The organism is Lactobacillus sp. X-49 (assembly GCF_057063645.1).
In genome coordinates, this window is sequence record NZ_JBXSQM010000015.1 from 33106 (window position 1) to 51038 (window position 17933).

Here is a 17933-nt window from a genome sequence, read left to right on the forward strand (position 1 = left end):
AATAATATTGATTGATAATTAATTCACAAATTAGGTGCAAGAAATAATAAAGTTGGAGGCTTTTTTATGGAAAAGATCAAAATTCCCACAGCGACAGCTAAAAGACTGCCGCTTTACTATCGATATTTAATAATTTTAAATGAAGCGGGGAAAGAAAAAGTTTCATCAACTGAGTTATCCGAAGCGGTTCAAGTTGATAGTGCATCAATTAGACGCGATTTTTCGTATTTTGGTGCTCTAGGTAAACGTGGTTATGGTTATGATGTGAAAAGCTTACTATCTTTTTTTAAGAAAATTTTGAATCAAGATACGTTAACCAATGTAGCCTTGGTTGGAGTGGGTAATCTTGGTCATGCTTTACTTAACTACAATTTTAAACGTAGTAATAATATCCGAATTTCGTGCGCTTTTGATATTGATGAAAAAATCACAGGTAAGATATTAAGTGGAGTACCAGTGTATCGAATGGATGAATTACAGAAGCAATTAAGTGACCAACAAATAACGATCGCTATTTTAACGGTTCCTTCCACAACTGCACAAAAAACAGCTGATGAAATGGTTGAAGCAGGTATTAAGGGAATTATGAATTTTACTCCAATTCGTTTGTCTGCTCCAAGTGGAATTAGAATCCAAAATGTTGATTTAGCAACAGAGTTACAAACTTTAATTTATTTCCTTGATAGCGATAAGAATAGGCAAGCAAATTAAAAGTTAGAGAGTTACTCTAATCTATAAGAAATTAGCACTTTTTTACGTAAAGTGCTAATTTTTTCTTGCAATTTATTTGTAAAGGAGTTATTATCATATTTGTAAGTTAGCACTTGGTTGATAAGAGTGCTAACGGCTAATAATGATTTTAATTAAAATTTAGGAGGGACAAACGTGTTACAACCAATAGGTGATCGCGTGATCGTAAAAGTTAAAGAAGAAGAAGAAAAAACTGTAGGCGGAATCGTCCTTGCTTCTAACGCTAAACAAAAACCAACTGAAGGCGAAGTTGTTGCCGTAGGCGAAGGTAGTTATGCCGAAAATGGTAACAAGATTCCAATGACTGTAACTAAAGGTAACATTGTTTTATACGACAAGTATTCTGGAACTGACGTTAAGTATGAAGGTGAAAAATACTTAGTCCTTCATGAAAAAGATATTTTAGCAATTGTTAAGTAATTAAGGGGTGGATAAAATGGCAAAAGATATTAAATTTTCAGAAAATGCAAGACGTTCCTTATTAAAGGGTGTTGATAAATTAGCTGATACAGTTAAGGCAACGATTGGTCCAAAAGGAAGAAACATTGTTTTAGAGCAATCATATGGTAACCCTGACATTACTAATGATGGAGTAACAATTGCAAAGGCAATTGAACTCAAAGATCACTATGAAAACATGGGTGCAAAATTGGTAGCAGAAGCTGCTCAAAAGACCAATGATATTGCTGGTGATGGTACTACAACTGCAGTTGTTTTGACTCAAGCCATTATTCGTGAAGGAATGAAGAACGTAACTGCTGGTGCAAATCCAGTTGGAGTTCGTCGAGGAATTGAAAAAGCTACTAAAGCAGTTGTTGACGAATTACATAAGATTAGTCATACTGTTTCTTCTAAAGAACAGATCGCTCAAGTTGCTGCCGTTTCATCTGCCTCAAAAGAAGTAGGTGATTTAATTGCTGACGCTATGGAAAAAGTTGGTAATGATGGTGTTATTACTATTGAAGATTCTCGTGGAATTGAAACCGAATTATCAGTAGTTGAAGGAATGCAATTCGACCGTGGATATTTGTCACAATACATGGTAACTGACAACGATAAGATGGAAGCTGATTTAGATAATCCTTACGTTTTAATTACCGATAAGAAGATTTCTAACATTCAAGACATTTTGCCGCTATTACAAGAAATCGTTCAACAAGGTAAGTCATTATTGATTATTGCTGATGATGTTTCCGGAGAAGCTTTACCAACGCTTGTTTTGAACAAGATTCGTGGTACTTTCAATGTTGTTGCTGTTAAGGCTCCTGGCTTCGGTGATCGTCGTAAAGAACAATTGCAAGACATCGCAGCTTTAACTGGCGGTACAGTGATTACAGAAGACCTTGGTCTTGAATTAAAGGACACTAAGCTTGAACAATTAGGTCAAGCCCGTCGGATTACAATTACAAAAGATTCAACTACTATTGTTGATGGTTCTGGTTCAGATGAGGCAATTAAGGATCGTGAAGATTCAATTAGAAAGCAAATTGCTGAAACAACTTCTGACTTTGACAAACAAAAATTACAAGAACGCCTTGCTAAATTAACTGGTGGTGTAGCTGTCATTCACGTTGGTGCTGCTACTGAAACCGAATTAAAGGAACGCAGATACCGAATTGAAGATGCCTTGAACTCAACACGTGCTGCTGTTGACGAAGGCTATGTTGCCGGTGGTGGTACTGCTTTAGTAGATGTTAAGGGTGCAGTTAAAGATTTGAAAGGTGATAATGCTGACGAACAAACTGGTATTAATATTGTTCTTCGTGCTTTGACTGCTCCAGTTCGTCAAATTGCTGAAAATGCTGGTGAAGATGGTTCTGTCATTTTGAACAAACTTGAAAGTCAAGAGATGGAAGTAGGCTATAATGCAGCTGACGGTAACTGGGAAAACATGGTTGAGGCCGGAATTATTGACCCAACTAAGGTAACTCGTACTGCTTTACAAAATGCAGCTTCAATTGCTGCTTTACTGTTGACTACTGAAGCTGTAGTAGCCGAGATTCCTGAAGATAAGCCAGCAGTTGATCCAAATGCCGCAGCTGGTGCTGGTGCTCCTGGTATGATGTAATTTAAATATGCTTATCTTTAAAAAGACTGTTCATTTGAAGTGAGCAGTTCTTTTTTTTGAAGTAGCTAAATGATAATCAGAATAAGACCTAATTTGACAAAAAATAATAATATTAGTATTTTAAATTAATATTATTTTTTAATGAAAGGGAATTTGATGGAATTTTTAAATTTAATTGGTGTTCTAGTAATTGTACTGGGATTTGCTATTGGACTAGATACAGTGGGCGTGGTCGTAATCGCTGCTCTAGTAACTGCCCTGGTTTCCGGAATTGATTTTGTTTCATTCTTGCGAATTTTAGGAAAAGGGTTTATGGATAACCGTATGGTCTCACTCTTTTTCTTAACATTGCCAACAATTGGTATATTGGAAAGACATGGTCTTAAGAAAGCAGCTGTCAATTTAATTCAAAAAATGAAAAATTTAACCCCAGGTCGAATATTCGATATTTATTTGGCAATAAGAGAAATTGCATGCATCTTTGGTATCACATTGCAAGGACATGTTCAGTTTATTGCACCTTTGATTAATCCTATGGCACAAGCTGCTGGTAAAGTAAATCACGAATTAACAGAACTAGAGATTGATCAGATTAAGGCAAGAGCTGCAGCTAATGAAAATTTTGGTAACTTTTTTGCTCAAAACTTATTTGTGGCGTCTTCAAGTGTTCTCTTGATTTCAAGTACAATGAAATCGTTGGGGCATCCGATTACGCCATCGGGAGTTGTATTATATACAATTCCTGTTGCTGTAATTTGTTATCTCTTGTGCTTATTCTATAATCACATGTTTGATCAAAAAATAAAGAAGGAGAAATAAATGGTAACATTGATTAACAATCTTTTATTGGCTTTCTATATTTTAATTGGTCTGTTCTTTTTGGCAGCAGCAATAGAATCGTGGCGTGATCAAACAAATCAAGTGCGCTGGGGCACAGGCTTATTTTGGTTTTTGTTTGCTGTTCTCTTTTGCCTTGGTCAATGGTTACCAAGTGAAGTGAGTGGTGGATTAATTATCTTCATCGCTTTGCTTTCATTATTTAAGCAAGTTCGTGTTGGTCATATTAAAGAGCTTAACGAAAAAGTTGCGGCTGATACTGTAAAACGAATCGGCAATTGGATTTTTCTGCCAAGCATTTTGCTTGCGATCTTAGCCTTAGCAATTGCACAATATACAAACTTAGGAGGTCAAGTTGGCATTGGAATCGCTGCAATTGTGTCATTAATTGTGGCAATGATACTAACTAAGTCAGATGTTAAAACTGCTTATGAGGATTCTCAGCGAATGGTTCGTTCAGTAGGCTCTGCTGGGATTTTGCCACAATTATTAGCAACACTTGGAGTTGTCTTTACCGCTTCAGGAGTGGGCGAAACTACTGCTAAAGCGATCTCAGGTTTATTCCCAATTGGTAATCATTTGTTAGGAGTTTGTCTTTACTGCGTGGCAATGGCTATATTTACAGCAATAATGGGTAATGCATTTGCTGCATTCGCTGTGATTACGGCTGGAATTGGAATTCCTTTTGTTGTTGCTCAAGGTGGTTCGCCAGTAGTGGTTGCGGCTTTAGGGATGACTTCTGGCTATTGTGGAACTTTGGTAACTCCAATGGCGGCTAATTTTAACACTTTACCAGTTGCTTTAATGGAAATGAAAGATCAATTAGGAGTAATTAAGCAGCAATTGCCAATTGCAATTAGTATGTTAATCATTCAAATTATTTTGATGTATTTTCTAGCATTTTAGTGATTAATTGAGGAGAGAACAATGAAAATTTTAGTTACAGGTTTTGATCCATTTGGTACTGATAAAATCAATCCTGCTATTGAAGCTGTTAAACGTTTGGATGATAAAATTGCTGATGCGAAAATTGTAAAACTTGAGATACCGACAATCTTTAATGAATGTGCTAAAGTCGTGCATGACGCAATTGTTGAAGAAGATCCAGATTATGTTTTGAATATTGGTCAGGCAGGAGGACGATACGGCTTAACTCCTGAGCGGGTTGCTATTAATTTTGATGACGGTCGAATTGCTGATAATAAAGGCTATCAACCAATTGCTATGCCAATTCAGGCAAACGGTAAAAATGCCTACTTTACCCAATTACCTGTTAAAGCTATGGTACGTGAAATTCGGAGTGTTGGTATTCCAAGTTATGTTTCTACAACAGCTGGTACTTTTGTTTGCAATCATATTATGTATCAAGTTCAGTACATGATTGATAAGGAATTTCCACAGCTTAAAGCTGGCTTTATGCATATTCCCTATTTACCAGAGCAGGTTGTGGCTTTACCAGAAACCCCAAGTTTAAGTTTAAAAGATGATGTTCGCGGAATCACAGCAGCAATTAAGGCAATTGTTCAAATGGATGGTAAAGAGGATATTAGGACAATTGAAGGACATATTGCCTGATTAAGCTAAGCATTGTACATGGAGGCTAAGCTTAAAATTATAAAAAGATCGTTTACTTACGGTCTTTTTTCTTTTGTATTCTCGATTAGCGTATAATAGGTAACAGTAATGAAACAGAAGAAGAGGTATAGATGGCTAACGCAAATACCACTCCGATGATGGAGCAATATTATGAAATCAAGAAGCAATATCCCGATGCTTTTCTATTTTATCGCGTCGGTGATTTTTATGAATTGTTTGAAGATGATGCTGTTAAGGGGGCTCAAATCTTAGAATTAACTCTGACTCATCGTTCCAATAAGTCAGCTCATCCAATTCCTATGGCTGGTGTGCCACATGTGGCAGTGAATTCGTATGTTGATACGCTTGTGGAAAAAGGTTACAAGGTAGCCCTTTGTGAGCAGCTAGAAGATCCCAAACAAGCTAAGGGAATGGTAAAACGGGGAATCATTCAGTTGGTGACTCCAGGAACATTGATGAACGACAAACCAAGTGATGCTAAGGATGCTAATTATTTAACGTCTCTTGTCAGTACCCAAAATTCTTTTGGGTTGGCCTACAGTGATTTATCTACAGGTGAAATTTTTGCTACACACTTAAAAAGTTTTGCTGCAGTTTCAAATGAGTTATTAACTTTAAGGACTAAGGAAATGGTATATGCTGGCCATTTAAATAGTCAAACTAGTGACTTTTTGCACAAGGCAAATATTACTGTCTCTGAGCCAGCACAAGTAAAAGAACAACATGCCGAAGTCTCATTTGCGGAGCAGAAACTAACAGATCCTGCTGAAAAAGCAGCAGTTGAGCAATTAGTGAAATACTTATTGCAAACCCAACGCCGTAGTTTATCGCATTTGCAGGTAGCTCAAAGCTATGAAGTGAGCCAATATTTGCAAATGTCACACACTGTACGCGATAATCTTGAATTAACTGTTTCTGCTAAAACTGGTAAAAAAATGGGTTCATTATTCTGGGTACTTGATAAAACCCATACAGCAATGGGTGGACGGTTACTCAAACAGTGGTTAGCAAGACCACTTCTTTCAGTTGAACAGCTTAATAAGCGTCAAGAAATGGTGCAGTCGCTATTAGATGAATATTTTATTCGAGAAAACGTGATTGACGCGTTAAAGGGAGTATATGACTTAGAACGCTTGAGTGGACGTATTGCCTTTGGTAATGTAAATGCGCGAGAACTTCTGCAATTAGCCCATTCACTTGAAGCAGTACCAACTATTCTTACTACTTTGGCTAAGTCTAATAGCAAATTTTTACAACAATTTGCCCAAAAAATTGATCCATTAAAGGGAGTAGCGAAATTAATTACCGCGACTTTAGTCGATCAGCCACCAGTACTAACAACAGAAGGTGGTTTGATTAAATCAGGTGTTGATCAACAGCTGGATCGCTATCGTGATGCAATGAATAACGGTAAAAAGTGGCTAACTGAAATGGAAAAAAGTGAGCGTAAGAAAACTGGAATTGAAAATCTTAAGGTGGGGTATAATAAGGTTTTTGGATATTATATACAAATCACTAACTCTAATAAAAATAAGGTACCGCTTGATCGCTATACACGTAAACAAACGTTGGCGAATGCTGAACGCTACATCACACCTGAACTAAAAGAGCATGAAAATTTGATTCTTGAGGCACAGACTAAGTCTACCGATTTGGAATACGACTTGTTTGTCAAATTACGTGAGGAAGTTAAGAAATATATTTCGGCATTACAGTCATTAGCAAGCCAAATTGCTGCTTTAGATGTTTTTTGTTCTTTTGCTCAGATTGCTGAAGAAAATAATTATTGTCGGCCACACTTTCATAGTAATTCTCAAGATGTTGAAATTAAATTAGGACGTCATCCAGTTGTTGAAAAGGTAATGAGAACGGATGCTTACATTCCTAATGATGTTAAATTAGATAAAGGAACCGATATCTTTTTGATTACTGGTCCTAATATGTCTGGTAAAAGCACTTATATGAGACAGATGGCATTAATTGCGGTGATGGCACAAATAGGTTCTTTTGTTCCAGCTGAAAAAGCAGAATTGCCAATATTTGATCAAATTTTCACTCGCATTGGTGCTGCAGATGATTTGATTTCAGGACAAAGTACGTTTATGGTTGAAATGACTGAAGCCAACGATGCACTTCAGCATGCAACTAAACGTAGTCTTGTTTTATTTGATGAAATTGGACGAGGAACAGCAACCTATGATGGAATGGCCTTAGCGGGTGCAATTGTACAGTACTTACATGATGAAGTAGGAGCAAAAGTTTTATTTGCGACACATTTTCATGAGTTAACTGCTATGGCACAAACATTGCCACACTTAAAAAATATCCATGTTGGTGCAACTCAAGAAAATGGTAAATTGATTTTTCTTCATCAAATTTTACCCGGACCTGCTGATCAAAGTTATGGAATTCACGTTGCTCAACTTGCAGGATTACCACATAAAGTTTTGCATAAAGCACAAGAATTGTTACAACATTTAGAAAAACAGGGTAGTGGCTTGGATTCTAGTGCAAAGCAGTTGGAATTATTTAAAATCACCCCAACTGATCCATCTTTAAATTGTGATTCGGATATATCTAGCAGTGAAAAACAATTGCCTAATAAAAAACAAGAAATTTTACATGAAATTGCTAATCTTTATTTGAATGATAAAACACCGCTAGAAGTAATGCAACTTGTTAAAAATTGGCAGGAAGACTTGAAGGATGAAGACTAATTATGGCAGAAATTCATGAGTTATCTGAGAATTTAGCTAATCAAATTGCCGCTGGTGAAGTTATTGAGAGACCAGCAAGTGTTGTTAAGGAATTAGTTGAAAATTCGATTGATGCTGGTAGTGATCGTATTCAAATAGAATTTTTAGATGCTGGACTAAAGAAGATTGTAGTTCAAGATAATGGAACAGGAATTGCTGGTAACCAACTTGATTTGGCATTTACAAGGCATGCAACAAGTAAAATTGAAAATGAACATGATCTGTTTAATGTTGATACACTTGGTTTTCGTGGAGAAGCCTTAGCTTCGATTGCAGCAGTTAGCCATATTGAAGTATTAACAAAAACCGAAAATATGGTGGGCAAACGGGCTATATTTGATGCGGGTATTAAAAAAACTCAAGAAGATGCTGCAGCACCTTTAGGTACCCGAATTACTGTTAGCGATTTATTTTATAACACACCGGCTCGGTTAAAATACTTACGTAGTCCTAGAACTGAAATCATGAAAATTGTTGATATTATTAATCGAATTGCTCTAGGTTATCCTCAAATAGCTCTAACATTAAAAAACGAAAAACGTATTTTACTTAAAACTGCGGGTAACAAGGTTCTTAAACAAACTGTTGCAAGTGTTTATGGTCGAGAAATTGCTGAAAAGATGTTGTTAATCAAGGGGAGTGACCAAGATTTTACAATTTCTGGACTTATTTCTAAACCAGAATTAACCCGTTCGACGCGTAATTTCATTTCGATTTTACTTAATGGTCGGTATATTAATAATTATCAATTAGCTAAGGCGGTAATGAGTGGCTATGGTGCTAACTTGACAGATAGGCACTATCCAATTGCAGTAATTAAAATAGTGGTTGATCCATTTCTAGTAGATGTGAATGTTCATCCAACAAAGCGAGAAGTGCGGTTATCAAAAGAGACACAATTAAGTCGACTAATTACAAGTACTATTAGTAAAGTGCTTTTGCAAAAAGATGCTCAAGCAGATGGGCTTGGTAATTTATCTTCTGTTAAAACTGAAACTTTAATTGATCAATTAAAGTTTGATTTAAATAAAGATGTAGTTGAAACTAAGCGTAGGTCCCAAATTGAGGATGAGGTGCAAGAAAGTCAGCCACTAACAATTAAATCTCCACAAGTGATGCACTATGTTGATCTAAGTATTCCACGTGAAGATGATTATTATGTAATTTCTAAAAGCTGGTCCCAAAATGTGGCTATTCAAAAACGGTTACGACCCTTTTCTAAGCGAGTGATTACTGAAAAACTTACCTCAACTGGAGATGACGTTCTGACTAATAGTCTACCTAACTTAGAATTCGTAGGAAAAGCTGGCACCTATCTTATTGCCAGTAACGAGGGAGATTTATATTTGATTGACCAGGTGGCAGCAAGGCGATTGTTATGCTTTGAGAAAATTAAGAGTGCACTTGTAAAACAAAAGATTGCTCAACAAACTTTGCTGACACCATTAATTCTAAATTTTGGTAATTTGGAATTTATTCAAATAAGTTCTAAACTAACAGAAATAAAAAAAATAGGAATTTTTTTAGAAGATTTTGGTCAAGATACTTTTATTTTGCGTACAACTCCGACCTGGTTACAGGATGATTCGGAAAAAGAAATACGCACAATTCTTGATTACTACTTAAATGTTGATCAAAATAATTCAACTAAATTAATCGACCGAATTGCAGCAAATCAAGCTCAACAAGTTGTTGTAGGCAAAGAGCAGTTAAGTAATCTAGAATGTAAGGATATTTTGACTAAATTACGGAAAATAGAGAATCCGTACCACGATGCTAAAGGTAATGTTGTTCTTATTCGTTTACGAAAAAATGAATTACGCAAAATGTTTAAAAAGGATGAATAATTAATGTATGAGTATTTAATAGGCATCATTACTGTTACTAAGCCTAACTACCTTGTCATTGAAGTTAATGGTATTGGGTATAAAGTATATAGTCCGACACCTCTTGAATATCAAGAAGGTCAAAAAGCTAAAATCTTCATTGAACAAAGTGTGCGTGATACGGCTATAACGCTTTATGGCTTTCGAACAGAAGAAGACAAGGGTTTATTTTTGAAATTATTGAGTGTTAGTGGTATTGGTCCCAAATCAGCTTTAGCAATTATGGCGGCAGAGGATAGTAATTCTTTAGCAGAAGCAATTGAGCAAGGAGAAGTCAAATATTTGACACGCTTTCCAGGTGTGGGTAAAAAAACCGCTTCTCAAATCGTCCTTGATTTAAAAGGAAAATTAGGTGATTATGTACAGCAGGTCAATAAACCTATAGGTCAAAATGTTTCACCAGAGTTAAATGATGCGCTGCTAGCATTATTAGCTTTAGGCTACACGAAAAAGGAAGTTGATCGAATTGCGCCAAAATTAGATGATTTAGCTGAGACAACTGCTGATCAATATATCAAAAAAGGCTTGGCGCTTCTATTAAAGCGTTGATTATTGCTATAATAAAAAGTGTGTTAAAAAGGAAGTGAAACCGGTGGCAGATAAGGAAGATCAAATTGTTTCGGGTAAAATTCAAGGAACGCAGGAGCAGCAGACAGAATTTTCGCTAAGACCGCAAAAGTTGAGTGAATATTTGGGACAACAGCGAGTTAAAAAGGAATTGGCGGTTTATATTGAAGCGGCTAAAAAGCGGGATGAATCGCTCGACCATGTTCTGCTTTATGGTCCACCAGGTCTTGGGAAAACGACATTAGCTTTCGTTATTGCTAATGAGTTAGGAGTTCATCTTAAAAGTACAAGTGGTCCTGCAATTGAAAAGGCTGGTGACTTGGTTGCCTTGCTGACTGATCTTAATCCGGGCGATATCTTATTTATTGATGAAATTCATCGGTTAGCAAAGCCGATCGAGGAAGTTTTGTACTCAGCAATGGAAGACTATTATGTAGATATTGTGATTGGTGAAGGTCAAACTACCCATGCGGTTCATGTTCCCTTGCCACCGTTTACTTTAGTAGGTGCAACGACACTAGCAGGGCAATTATCTGCACCTTTACGTGATCGTTTTGGAATTGTTGAACATTTGCAGTACTATAGCGCTGATGAATTGCAAAAAATTGTTTTGCGTTCTAGTAATGTCTTTAATATTAAAATTGAACCAGAAGCAGCACATGAACTAGCTCGTCGTTCACGAGGAACACCGCGGATAGCTAATCGACTACTTAAACGAGTGCGAGATTTTGCTCAGGTCAAGGGAGAAAAAATAATTTCTTTCGCAACAACTAAAAACACATTGCAGCAACTTCAAGTAGATGATGAAGGTCTTGACCAGACAGATCGGAAGATTTTACGGGTAATTATTGAAAATTATCAAGGTGGTCCGGTAGGCATTCGGACATTGGCTGCTAATACAGGAGAAGATTTTGAGACAATACAGTCATTATACGAGCCATATCTGTTGCAACATGGCTTTTTAATAATGACGCCGCGCGGTCGAATGGTTACGGAAAAGGCATATTTGCAGTTGGGATTGCCAATCCCACATGAATAGTGCAAATCTGACTTATTTTCTGTATAATTAAGTGATTGTTAATTTGAAAATGATGGGGTGTAAACATGAATACTTTATTTTTAGCAGCTAATAATGGTGGTAGTAATAATATGATGATTATTATTACGTTTGTTTTAATTATTGCTTTAACTTATTTTATGATGATTAAGCCGCAAAAAAAGCAACAACAGAAAAAAGCCGAAATGATGAATCAGTTGAAAAAAGGGGATAATGTTATCCTGATTGATGGTTTGCATGGTAAGATTGATTCTGTTAATACTGAGGATAAGACTGTAATAGTTGATGCCGATGGAATTTATTTAACCTTTAGTCGAATGGCTGTTCAACAGATTATACCAATGAAAGATAATGGTACAACTACTAAGACACTTGAGAAACCGGCAGAAGATGCTACCGAAAATCAACCGGTTAAAACAGCAAAAGAAGAAAATTCTAGTGAAAATAATGATTCGACTTCGGAAAAATAATAATAAATAAAGTGCCTATCGGGCACTTTTTCTTTTAAGAGAATTTAATAACCAATTGCTAAAAACTAAAGTTTGCAAATAAATTATTATAGAATAAAGTTAATACAAAGTAAGTAATTGAGAGGAACTCTTATGAAAAACATTCCAGTTGTTATGATTATTTTTGGTGGTAGTGGTGATTTAGCACATAGGAAACTCTATCCAGCATTATTTAATTTATATGAGCAGAATTTGATCCACGACAATTTTGCGGTGATCGGAACGGCTCGGCGACCGTGGTCGCATAAATATTTACAAGAACAAGTTGTTGATGCTATTCATGAAACACATGACAGTGTAGATGAAAATGATTTGGCCGCTTTCGCTAGTCATTTTTATTATCAATCTCATGATGTAACTAATATTGAGCATTATGAAATTTTGAAAAATTTGGCTGAGGACCTTGATGCACGTTATAGTGCTCAGGGTAACCGGATATTTTACATGGCAATGGCACCACACTTTTTTGGAACAATCGCCGAACACATTAATGATCAAAATTTAACGAGTACTGGGTTTAATCGAATTGTGGTGGAAAAGCCTTTTGGTCATGATTTGGTTTCTGCTGAAGAACTTAACCGGCAAATCACCGCTTCATTTGATGAAGATGATATTTTTAGAATTGATCATTATCTTGGTAAAGAAATGATTCAGAATATTTTGCCAATGCGCTTAACCAATCCGTTAATTAAAAATGTCTGGAATAAAGACACGATTAAGAATATTCAAATAACTTTGTCAGAACGTCTTGGAGTTGAAGCACGAGGCGGTTATTATGATACTTCAGGAGCTCTTCGTGATATGGTTCAAAATCATATTTTTCAAATTATCACGCTTTTGGCTATGCCTGAACCTAAAGATTTAACTGCTCAAAGTATTCATGCGGCAAAACAAAAGCTTCTTGAAAGTTTGATTGTTCCTTCTAAAGAAGAGATTGATCGGCATTTTGTACGTGGCCAGTATCTTGGTAGTGATATGACTTTCGGCTATCGTGAAGAGCCTAATGTTGACACCAACTCAAAGACTGAAACTTTTGTTGCTGGCGAAGTAAAATTTGAACAAGGACCTTTAGCAGGAATGCCAATTTACTTTAGGACTGGTAAAGAAATGCGTGAAAAGAAAACACAAATTGATATTGTTTTAAAGCATATGTCCAATTTATACGGGCAGGCTCATTCTAATAATATTTCGATTGTTGTTGATCCTGATATGAAAATTTATATTACGATTAATGGTAAAAAAATTAGCCAGCCGGGAATTCGGCGTGAAAACTTAAGTTATCTATTTTCTCAAGAAGAGCAAGACAAAATACCAGATGGTTATGAGCGGTTGTTGCACGATGTCTTTGTTAATGATTCAACCAATTTTACTCATTGGAGTGAATTGAAAAATTATTGGAAATTTATTGATGCTATCGAGGCAGCTTGGCAAAAAGATAATGATAATGGGCAAACTCCGGTCCAATATATACCGTACAGAATGGGGCCAAAAGAAGCAGACCAGATCTTTGAATCGGCTATCGAACATTGGATTTATGAATAGTCATGACCTACTTCCGCGTAATGATACGAGTCGAAAAATTATTCATATTGATATGGATGCTTTTTACGCTGCAGTTGAGACCCGTGATAATCCGGATTTAAAAAACAAAGCCTTAATAATTGGACAGGATCCACGTCAAAATAATGGCCATGGGGTAGTGGCAACTGCTAATTATTGCGCACGTAAATTTGGTGTTCATTCTGCGATGTCTTCAATTAAGGCATTACGATTAATCCCTGCAGAAAAAATAGTCTTTTTACCGCCAAATTTTGCTAAATATCGCCAAGTTTCATCCGAAATTCATGAAATAATGCATGATATTACAGATACTGTTCAATCAATTGCCTTAGATGAGGCGTATTTAGATGTTACAACAAATAAATTAGGAATAACTTCTGGTGTAAAAATTGCGCTTCAGTTACAGACCCGAATTTATCAAGAAGTTGGGCTCAATTGTTCATTTGGGGTAAGTTATAATAAATTTTTAGCCAAAATGGGTTCAGAATATGCTAAACCTTTTGGTAGGACTGCTATTTTGCCAAATGAAGCCCTAGAATTTATTGCTCAACAAAAGATAAATAAATTTCATGGTATTGGTCCAAAAACACAACTTAAACTTGCAAAATTGGGTGTGTATACAGGAAGAGAATTACAACAAATGAGCGTTCGTAGCCTACTCAAGCATTTTAACCGGATGGGTTATATTATGGCTGAGCATGCTAATGGAATAGATTTATCTCGTGTTATTCCAGATGATGAGCATATGCGTAAGTCAATTGGAATTGAACGAACTTATGAGCCTTGTGTTTACGATGAACAATTGGCTTTAACCAATATCCGCAAATACGTAAGTATGTTAGCTGATAAACTACAAGAGCATAACTTATTTGCCAAAACAATTGTTATCAAGATTCGTAATAATGCTTTTGAAACGATCACTAAAAGACGAAAATTAAGCCATGCAACTAACTCTTCGCTTGAAATTTATGAGGCTGCAAGATATTTGTTTGAAACAGTTTCTGCTCAATTTTTGAGCGATGGTATTAGGCTACTGGGAGTAACTGCAACCGATTTTTCAGAAGCCGAATTTACTAATATAGATCTGAAGCTCTTTTCTGATTGAAGCTCTTTTTTGTTAAACTAATAAAGAATTTTAAAAAATTTGAAGGAGAAAATTAATGAATACCTTTTCGCAAATATACGAAAAAATAGAACAATATTCAACAATCATTTTTCATCGCCATACAAGTCCAGATCCTGATGCATTGGGTTCTCAAGCGGGACTAGCTCGGTCATTACGTCTCCAATTTCCTGAGAAACGTATCCTGTGTGCTGGTGAAAATGACGAAGGTGATTTGGAATGGATTAATCAGATGGATCAAGTCAAGCCATCAGATTATCAAGGTGCATTGGTTATTACAACTGATACGGCCAATACATCACGAATTGCAAATAAACTATATAATCAAGGGGATTTTTTAATTAAAATTGATCATCATCCAGATGTTGAGCCATATGCTGATTTAAGCTATGTTGATGATGAGGCACCAGCGGCTTCGCAAATTGTTGCAGATTTTATCATTGAAAAGCATCTTCCATTAACTAAGGAAATAGCATACCCATTATATGCTGGCATTGTGGGAGATACGGGACGCTTTATGTATCCTGAAACCTCTAAGCATACTTTTTTTGTAGCGGCTAAATTGGCGCAAACTGGAATCAATATTAATGAAATTGCCCGCAATATTAGTGATGTTACTTTTGCTCAAGCAAAGCTGCAGGCAGAAGTCTTGGAATATATGAAAGTCGATCCAAGTGGAGCAGCATATGCAATCTTAACACAAGAAAAGTTGTCAAAACTTGGGGTTGATTCTGAAGAAGCATCGTGCACTGTATCAACCCCAGGTCGAATTAAAGACATTCTTGCTTGGAATGTTTTTGTTGAAAAGTCAGACGGAACGTTTAGAGTGCATTATCGTTCAAAGGGTCCAATAATTAATGGACTTGCCGCTAAACATAATGGTGGTGGCCATGCTCTTGCCAGTGGCGCCAATGCAAAAAATTTAGTAGAAGTTGAACAAATCTTTGCTGAATTGGTACAAGTAACTAAGGAATATCGAAAATCGCATGAATAATATTTTTAAAGATGAACAACTTAAACCAGCTATAAGAACTGGCTTAACCAAAATTGATTTTACTGAACCAACTAAAGTACAGGAAAAAGTAATTCCCATTCTTTTAGCTCATAAAAATGCTGTCGTTCAAGCTGTGACTGGTTCAGGAAAGACGCATTCTTTTCTAATACCTGTTTTAAATGATATTGCTTCTGAAACACCCTATACTCAAGCTATTTTGACAGCACCGAGTCGAGAATTAGCGGAGCAATTGTATCAAGTAGCACGTCAGTTGCGGGATGCTGCTAATTTACAGATTTCAATTGCTAACTTGGTAGGTGGCAGTGACCGAGAACGGCAACTTAAAAAGTTGAATAACCAAAAGCCACAAGTTGTAATTGCTACCCCAGGTCGTTTGCACGATTTTGTTGAGAAAAAGATTTTATACTTAGATTATGTCAAAGATTTAATCATTGACGAAGCTGATATGACTCTGGATATGGGTTTTCTAAGTGATATTGACTTTATTATTCAAAGGCTTCCTAAAAATACGACACTAGCCGCCTTTTCTGCTACAATTCCAGTTAAATTATCTAATTTTTTGCGCAAGTACATGGCGAAACCAGAACAAATTGTAATAGACAATCCGTTAGTTATTTCGCCTACGGTTAAAAATGACTTAATTGATATTGGTAGTAAAAGTCGCAAGCGGCTTTTATATCAATTATTGACTATGGGACAACCATATTTGGCCTTAATATTTGCTAATACGAAACAGAACGTTGATGAATTAACACAGTATTTACAAGAAGAAGGATTAAAGGTTGCTAAAATTCACGGTGGAATAACTGAACGTGAACGTAAGCGAACTTTACGTGAAGTAGAAAATGGCCAGTATCAATACGTTGTTGCAACAGATTTAGCCGCTCGCGGATTAGATATTGATGGGGTTAGTCTGGTTGTTAACTATGAGATTCCACGAAATTTGGAATTTGTAGTTCATCGCATTGGCAGAACTGGACGTAATAAAATGTCAGGTCATGCTGTGACACTAATTCGTGAAGAAGAAATGACACGGATTACTTCGTTAGAACAAATGGGAGTCCACTTTGATTTTGTTGAAATCAAAAACGAAGAATTGGTTTCGCGTAAACATTATCACCGTCGAGATACTGTCAAATTTTCTAGTCATACCCTTGATCCGAATATGAAAGGTTTTGTTAAAAAAACAAAAAAGAAACGTAAGCCAGGATATAAAAAGAAGATAAAGCGGGCAATTCAGCAGGATAAAGCGCAGAAAAACAAAATTGAGCAACGTCATAAAATGCGTAAAGAAAAAGCGCAACGAAAAAAGCGGCGTGATCGAAAATAAATAGTTAAAACAAAACTGAAATCTTCAGTTTTGTTTTTTTCTTATAAATTTATAACCTTATATTTATATATTGTGAATTAAAATAATTGTTTTTTTGGTATTTTTTATTGTTTGAAAGCGATATAACTGTTATATTTTATTTATCAGAATTTAATTAAGAGGTGAATTAAAATTGTTGACAATTAGGGCGGAAAAAATTCTAAAGCAGTGTTTATCAGAGCAAATCGTGCATAAATATACCGTATTAGAATTCTGTCAAGCTGCAAGTATTAATCGGGGAGTATTTTATCAGTACTATCGAAATATTAGTGATCTATTTTTATCGGTAATGATAATCGAGATAAGGAGAACTTTGCGTTCTACCAAAAACGAAAGTATTGGAAAGATGTTTTATAGAATGCTCATAAAAATTCGCGAGAATAAATTTTTCTACTTAAACATGCTAACAATTGCAAAAGATTTGCGAGAATTTTATCAGGTTTTAAATAAAGAATTGGCGCATGCAATTGAACTTTATATGCGACCAAGAGGAGCATTTTCAGTTAGAAAAATCGAATTGATTTCAAATGGCATTTATGCAATTGTTTTGAACTGGGTCTTAAATGAATGTAAAAATGATATTCGTGATATTTATCAGTGTATATATCTGCTGCTAAAACAGGTTGAAGAGCCAACAAAACAGTTCTAAGTTCAATACTCATTTAAACTAGAATTGAATAAAAAAATTTTTCAAAAAAAGCTTGCAAAAGAAAAAAAAGGTTGCTAATATAAATAACTGTCGTCGGGCGAAAGTCAAAGAGACAGAAGCGAAGAGGACAAAAAACATTTGAAAGAAAAGCTTGACAAAGGAAAGCTGATTTAGTAAGATGATAAACGTTG

The 17933-nt window shown here is 35.8% G+C and carries 16 protein-coding genes; all 16 read left to right on the plus strand.

Annotated features, from left to right (window positions below; genetic code table 11):
* The first annotated feature begins 66 nt into the window (after positions 1-66).
* Positions 67-711, plus strand: a complete 645-nt coding sequence (locus ACYIAQ_RS07660; protein ID WP_483563223.1) for a redox-sensing transcriptional repressor Rex — start codon at positions 67-69, stop codon at positions 709-711.
* A 174-nt stretch (positions 712-885) separates the two neighbouring features.
* Positions 886-1170: a co-chaperone GroES gene (gene groES, locus ACYIAQ_RS07665; protein ID WP_122018634.1), complete on the plus strand. Its 285-nt coding sequence runs from the start codon at positions 886-888 to the stop codon at positions 1168-1170.
* Positions 1171-1186: 16 nt separating this feature from the next.
* Entirely contained in the window at positions 1187-2818 is a 1632-nt protein-coding gene (gene groL / locus ACYIAQ_RS07670; RefSeq protein ID WP_122018632.1) for a chaperonin GroEL, read from the plus strand.
* Between the two features lie 156 nt (positions 2819-2974).
* Positions 2975-3637: a DUF969 domain-containing protein gene (locus ACYIAQ_RS07675; RefSeq protein ID WP_122018630.1), complete on the plus strand. Its 663-nt coding sequence runs from the start codon at positions 2975-2977 to the stop codon at positions 3635-3637.
* Positions 3638-4561 carry a DUF979 domain-containing protein gene (locus tag ACYIAQ_RS07680; protein WP_122018627.1) on the plus strand — a complete coding sequence of 308 codons (924 nt, stop codon included), beginning with the start codon at positions 3638-3640 and terminating at the stop codon, positions 4559-4561.
* Between the two features lie 21 nt (positions 4562-4582).
* Positions 4583-5230 carry a pyroglutamyl-peptidase I gene (gene pcp / locus ACYIAQ_RS07685; RefSeq protein WP_122018625.1) on the plus strand — a complete coding sequence of 216 codons (648 nt, stop codon included), beginning with the start codon at positions 4583-4585 and terminating at the stop codon, positions 5228-5230.
* Positions 5231-5385: 155 nt separating this feature from the next.
* Positions 5386-7968 carry a DNA mismatch repair protein MutS gene (mutS, locus tag ACYIAQ_RS07690; protein WP_483563229.1) on the plus strand — a complete coding sequence of 861 codons (2583 nt, stop codon included), beginning with the start codon at positions 5386-5388 and terminating at the stop codon, positions 7966-7968.
* A gap of 2 nt (positions 7969-7970) precedes the next feature.
* Complete coding sequence (gene mutL / locus ACYIAQ_RS07695) at positions 7971-9854, plus strand: DNA mismatch repair endonuclease MutL (RefSeq protein ID WP_483563224.1); 1884 nt, start codon at positions 7971-7973, stop codon at positions 9852-9854.
* A gap of 3 nt (positions 9855-9857) precedes the next feature.
* Positions 9858-10442, plus strand: coding sequence for a Holliday junction branch migration protein RuvA (gene ruvA / locus ACYIAQ_RS07700; protein ID WP_122018621.1), 585 nt, complete (start codon positions 9858-9860; stop codon positions 10440-10442).
* A gap of 43 nt (positions 10443-10485) precedes the next feature.
* Positions 10486-11499: a Holliday junction branch migration DNA helicase RuvB gene (gene ruvB, locus ACYIAQ_RS07705; RefSeq protein WP_122018619.1), complete on the plus strand. Its 1014-nt coding sequence runs from the start codon at positions 10486-10488 to the stop codon at positions 11497-11499.
* 65 nt (positions 11500-11564) lie between these two features.
* The gene (gene yajC / locus ACYIAQ_RS07710) at positions 11565-11987 is read left to right on the plus strand and encodes a preprotein translocase subunit YajC (RefSeq protein ID WP_122018617.1); all 423 of its coding nucleotides are present in this window, start codon (positions 11565-11567) and stop codon (positions 11985-11987) included.
* A gap of 132 nt (positions 11988-12119) precedes the next feature.
* The gene (zwf, locus tag ACYIAQ_RS07715; protein ID WP_483563225.1) at positions 12120-13568 is read left to right on the plus strand and encodes a glucose-6-phosphate dehydrogenase; all 1449 of its coding nucleotides are present in this window, start codon (positions 12120-12122) and stop codon (positions 13566-13568) included.
* Complete coding sequence (gene dinB / locus ACYIAQ_RS07720) at positions 13561-14691, plus strand: DNA polymerase IV (RefSeq protein ID WP_483563230.1); 1131 nt, start codon at positions 13561-13563, stop codon at positions 14689-14691. The genes zwf and dinB overlap by 8 nt, the downstream gene beginning before the upstream one ends.
* A 55-nt stretch (positions 14692-14746) precedes the next feature.
* Positions 14747-15703, plus strand: a complete 957-nt coding sequence (locus tag ACYIAQ_RS07725) for a DHH family phosphoesterase (RefSeq protein ID WP_483563226.1) — start codon at positions 14747-14749, stop codon at positions 15701-15703.
* Positions 15696-17054: a DEAD/DEAH box helicase gene (locus ACYIAQ_RS07730; RefSeq protein ID WP_483563227.1), complete on the plus strand. Its 1359-nt coding sequence runs from the start codon at positions 15696-15698 to the stop codon at positions 17052-17054. The genes ACYIAQ_RS07725 and ACYIAQ_RS07730 overlap by 8 nt, the downstream gene beginning before the upstream one ends.
* A gap of 175 nt (positions 17055-17229) precedes the next feature.
* Complete coding sequence (locus ACYIAQ_RS07735; RefSeq protein WP_483563228.1) at positions 17230-17742, plus strand: TetR/AcrR family transcriptional regulator; 513 nt, start codon at positions 17230-17232, stop codon at positions 17740-17742.
* The last annotated feature ends 191 nt before the right edge of the window (positions 17743-17933 follow it).

Excerpts from the sequence above, each read along its gene's own strand:
- ACYIAQ_RS07725 (WP_483563226.1), top strand. The coding sequence starts at position 14,747 with ATGAATACCTTTTCGCAAATATACGAAAAAATAGAACAATATTCAACA.
- zwf (WP_483563225.1), top strand. The coding sequence starts at position 12,120 with ATGAAAAACATTCCAGTTGTTATGATTATTTTTGGTGGTAGTGGTGAT.
- ruvA (WP_122018621.1), top strand. The coding sequence starts at position 9,858 with ATGTATGAGTATTTAATAGGCATCATTACTGTTACTAAGCCTAACTAC.
- ACYIAQ_RS07660 (WP_483563223.1), top strand. The coding sequence starts at position 67 with ATGGAAAAGATCAAAATTCCCACAGCGACAGCTAAAAGACTGCCGCTT.
- mutL (WP_483563224.1), top strand. The coding sequence starts at position 7,971 with ATGGCAGAAATTCATGAGTTATCTGAGAATTTAGCTAATCAAATTGCC.
- ACYIAQ_RS07730 (WP_483563227.1), top strand. The coding sequence starts at position 15,696 with ATGAATAATATTTTTAAAGATGAACAACTTAAACCAGCTATAAGAACT.
- yajC (WP_122018617.1), top strand. The coding sequence starts at position 11,565 with ATGAATACTTTATTTTTAGCAGCTAATAATGGTGGTAGTAATAATATG.
- ACYIAQ_RS07675 (WP_122018630.1), top strand. The coding sequence starts at position 2,975 with ATGGAATTTTTAAATTTAATTGGTGTTCTAGTAATTGTACTGGGATTT.
- ACYIAQ_RS07680 (WP_122018627.1), top strand. The coding sequence starts at position 3,638 with ATGGTAACATTGATTAACAATCTTTTATTGGCTTTCTATATTTTAATT.
- pcp (WP_122018625.1), top strand. The coding sequence starts at position 4,583 with ATGAAAATTTTAGTTACAGGTTTTGATCCATTTGGTACTGATAAAATC.
- dinB (WP_483563230.1), top strand. The coding sequence starts at position 13,561 with ATGAATAGTCATGACCTACTTCCGCGTAATGATACGAGTCGAAAAATT.
- mutS (WP_483563229.1), top strand. The coding sequence starts at position 5,386 with ATGATGGAGCAATATTATGAAATCAAGAAGCAATATCCCGATGCTTTT.
- groL (WP_122018632.1), top strand. The coding sequence starts at position 1,187 with ATGGCAAAAGATATTAAATTTTCAGAAAATGCAAGACGTTCCTTATTA.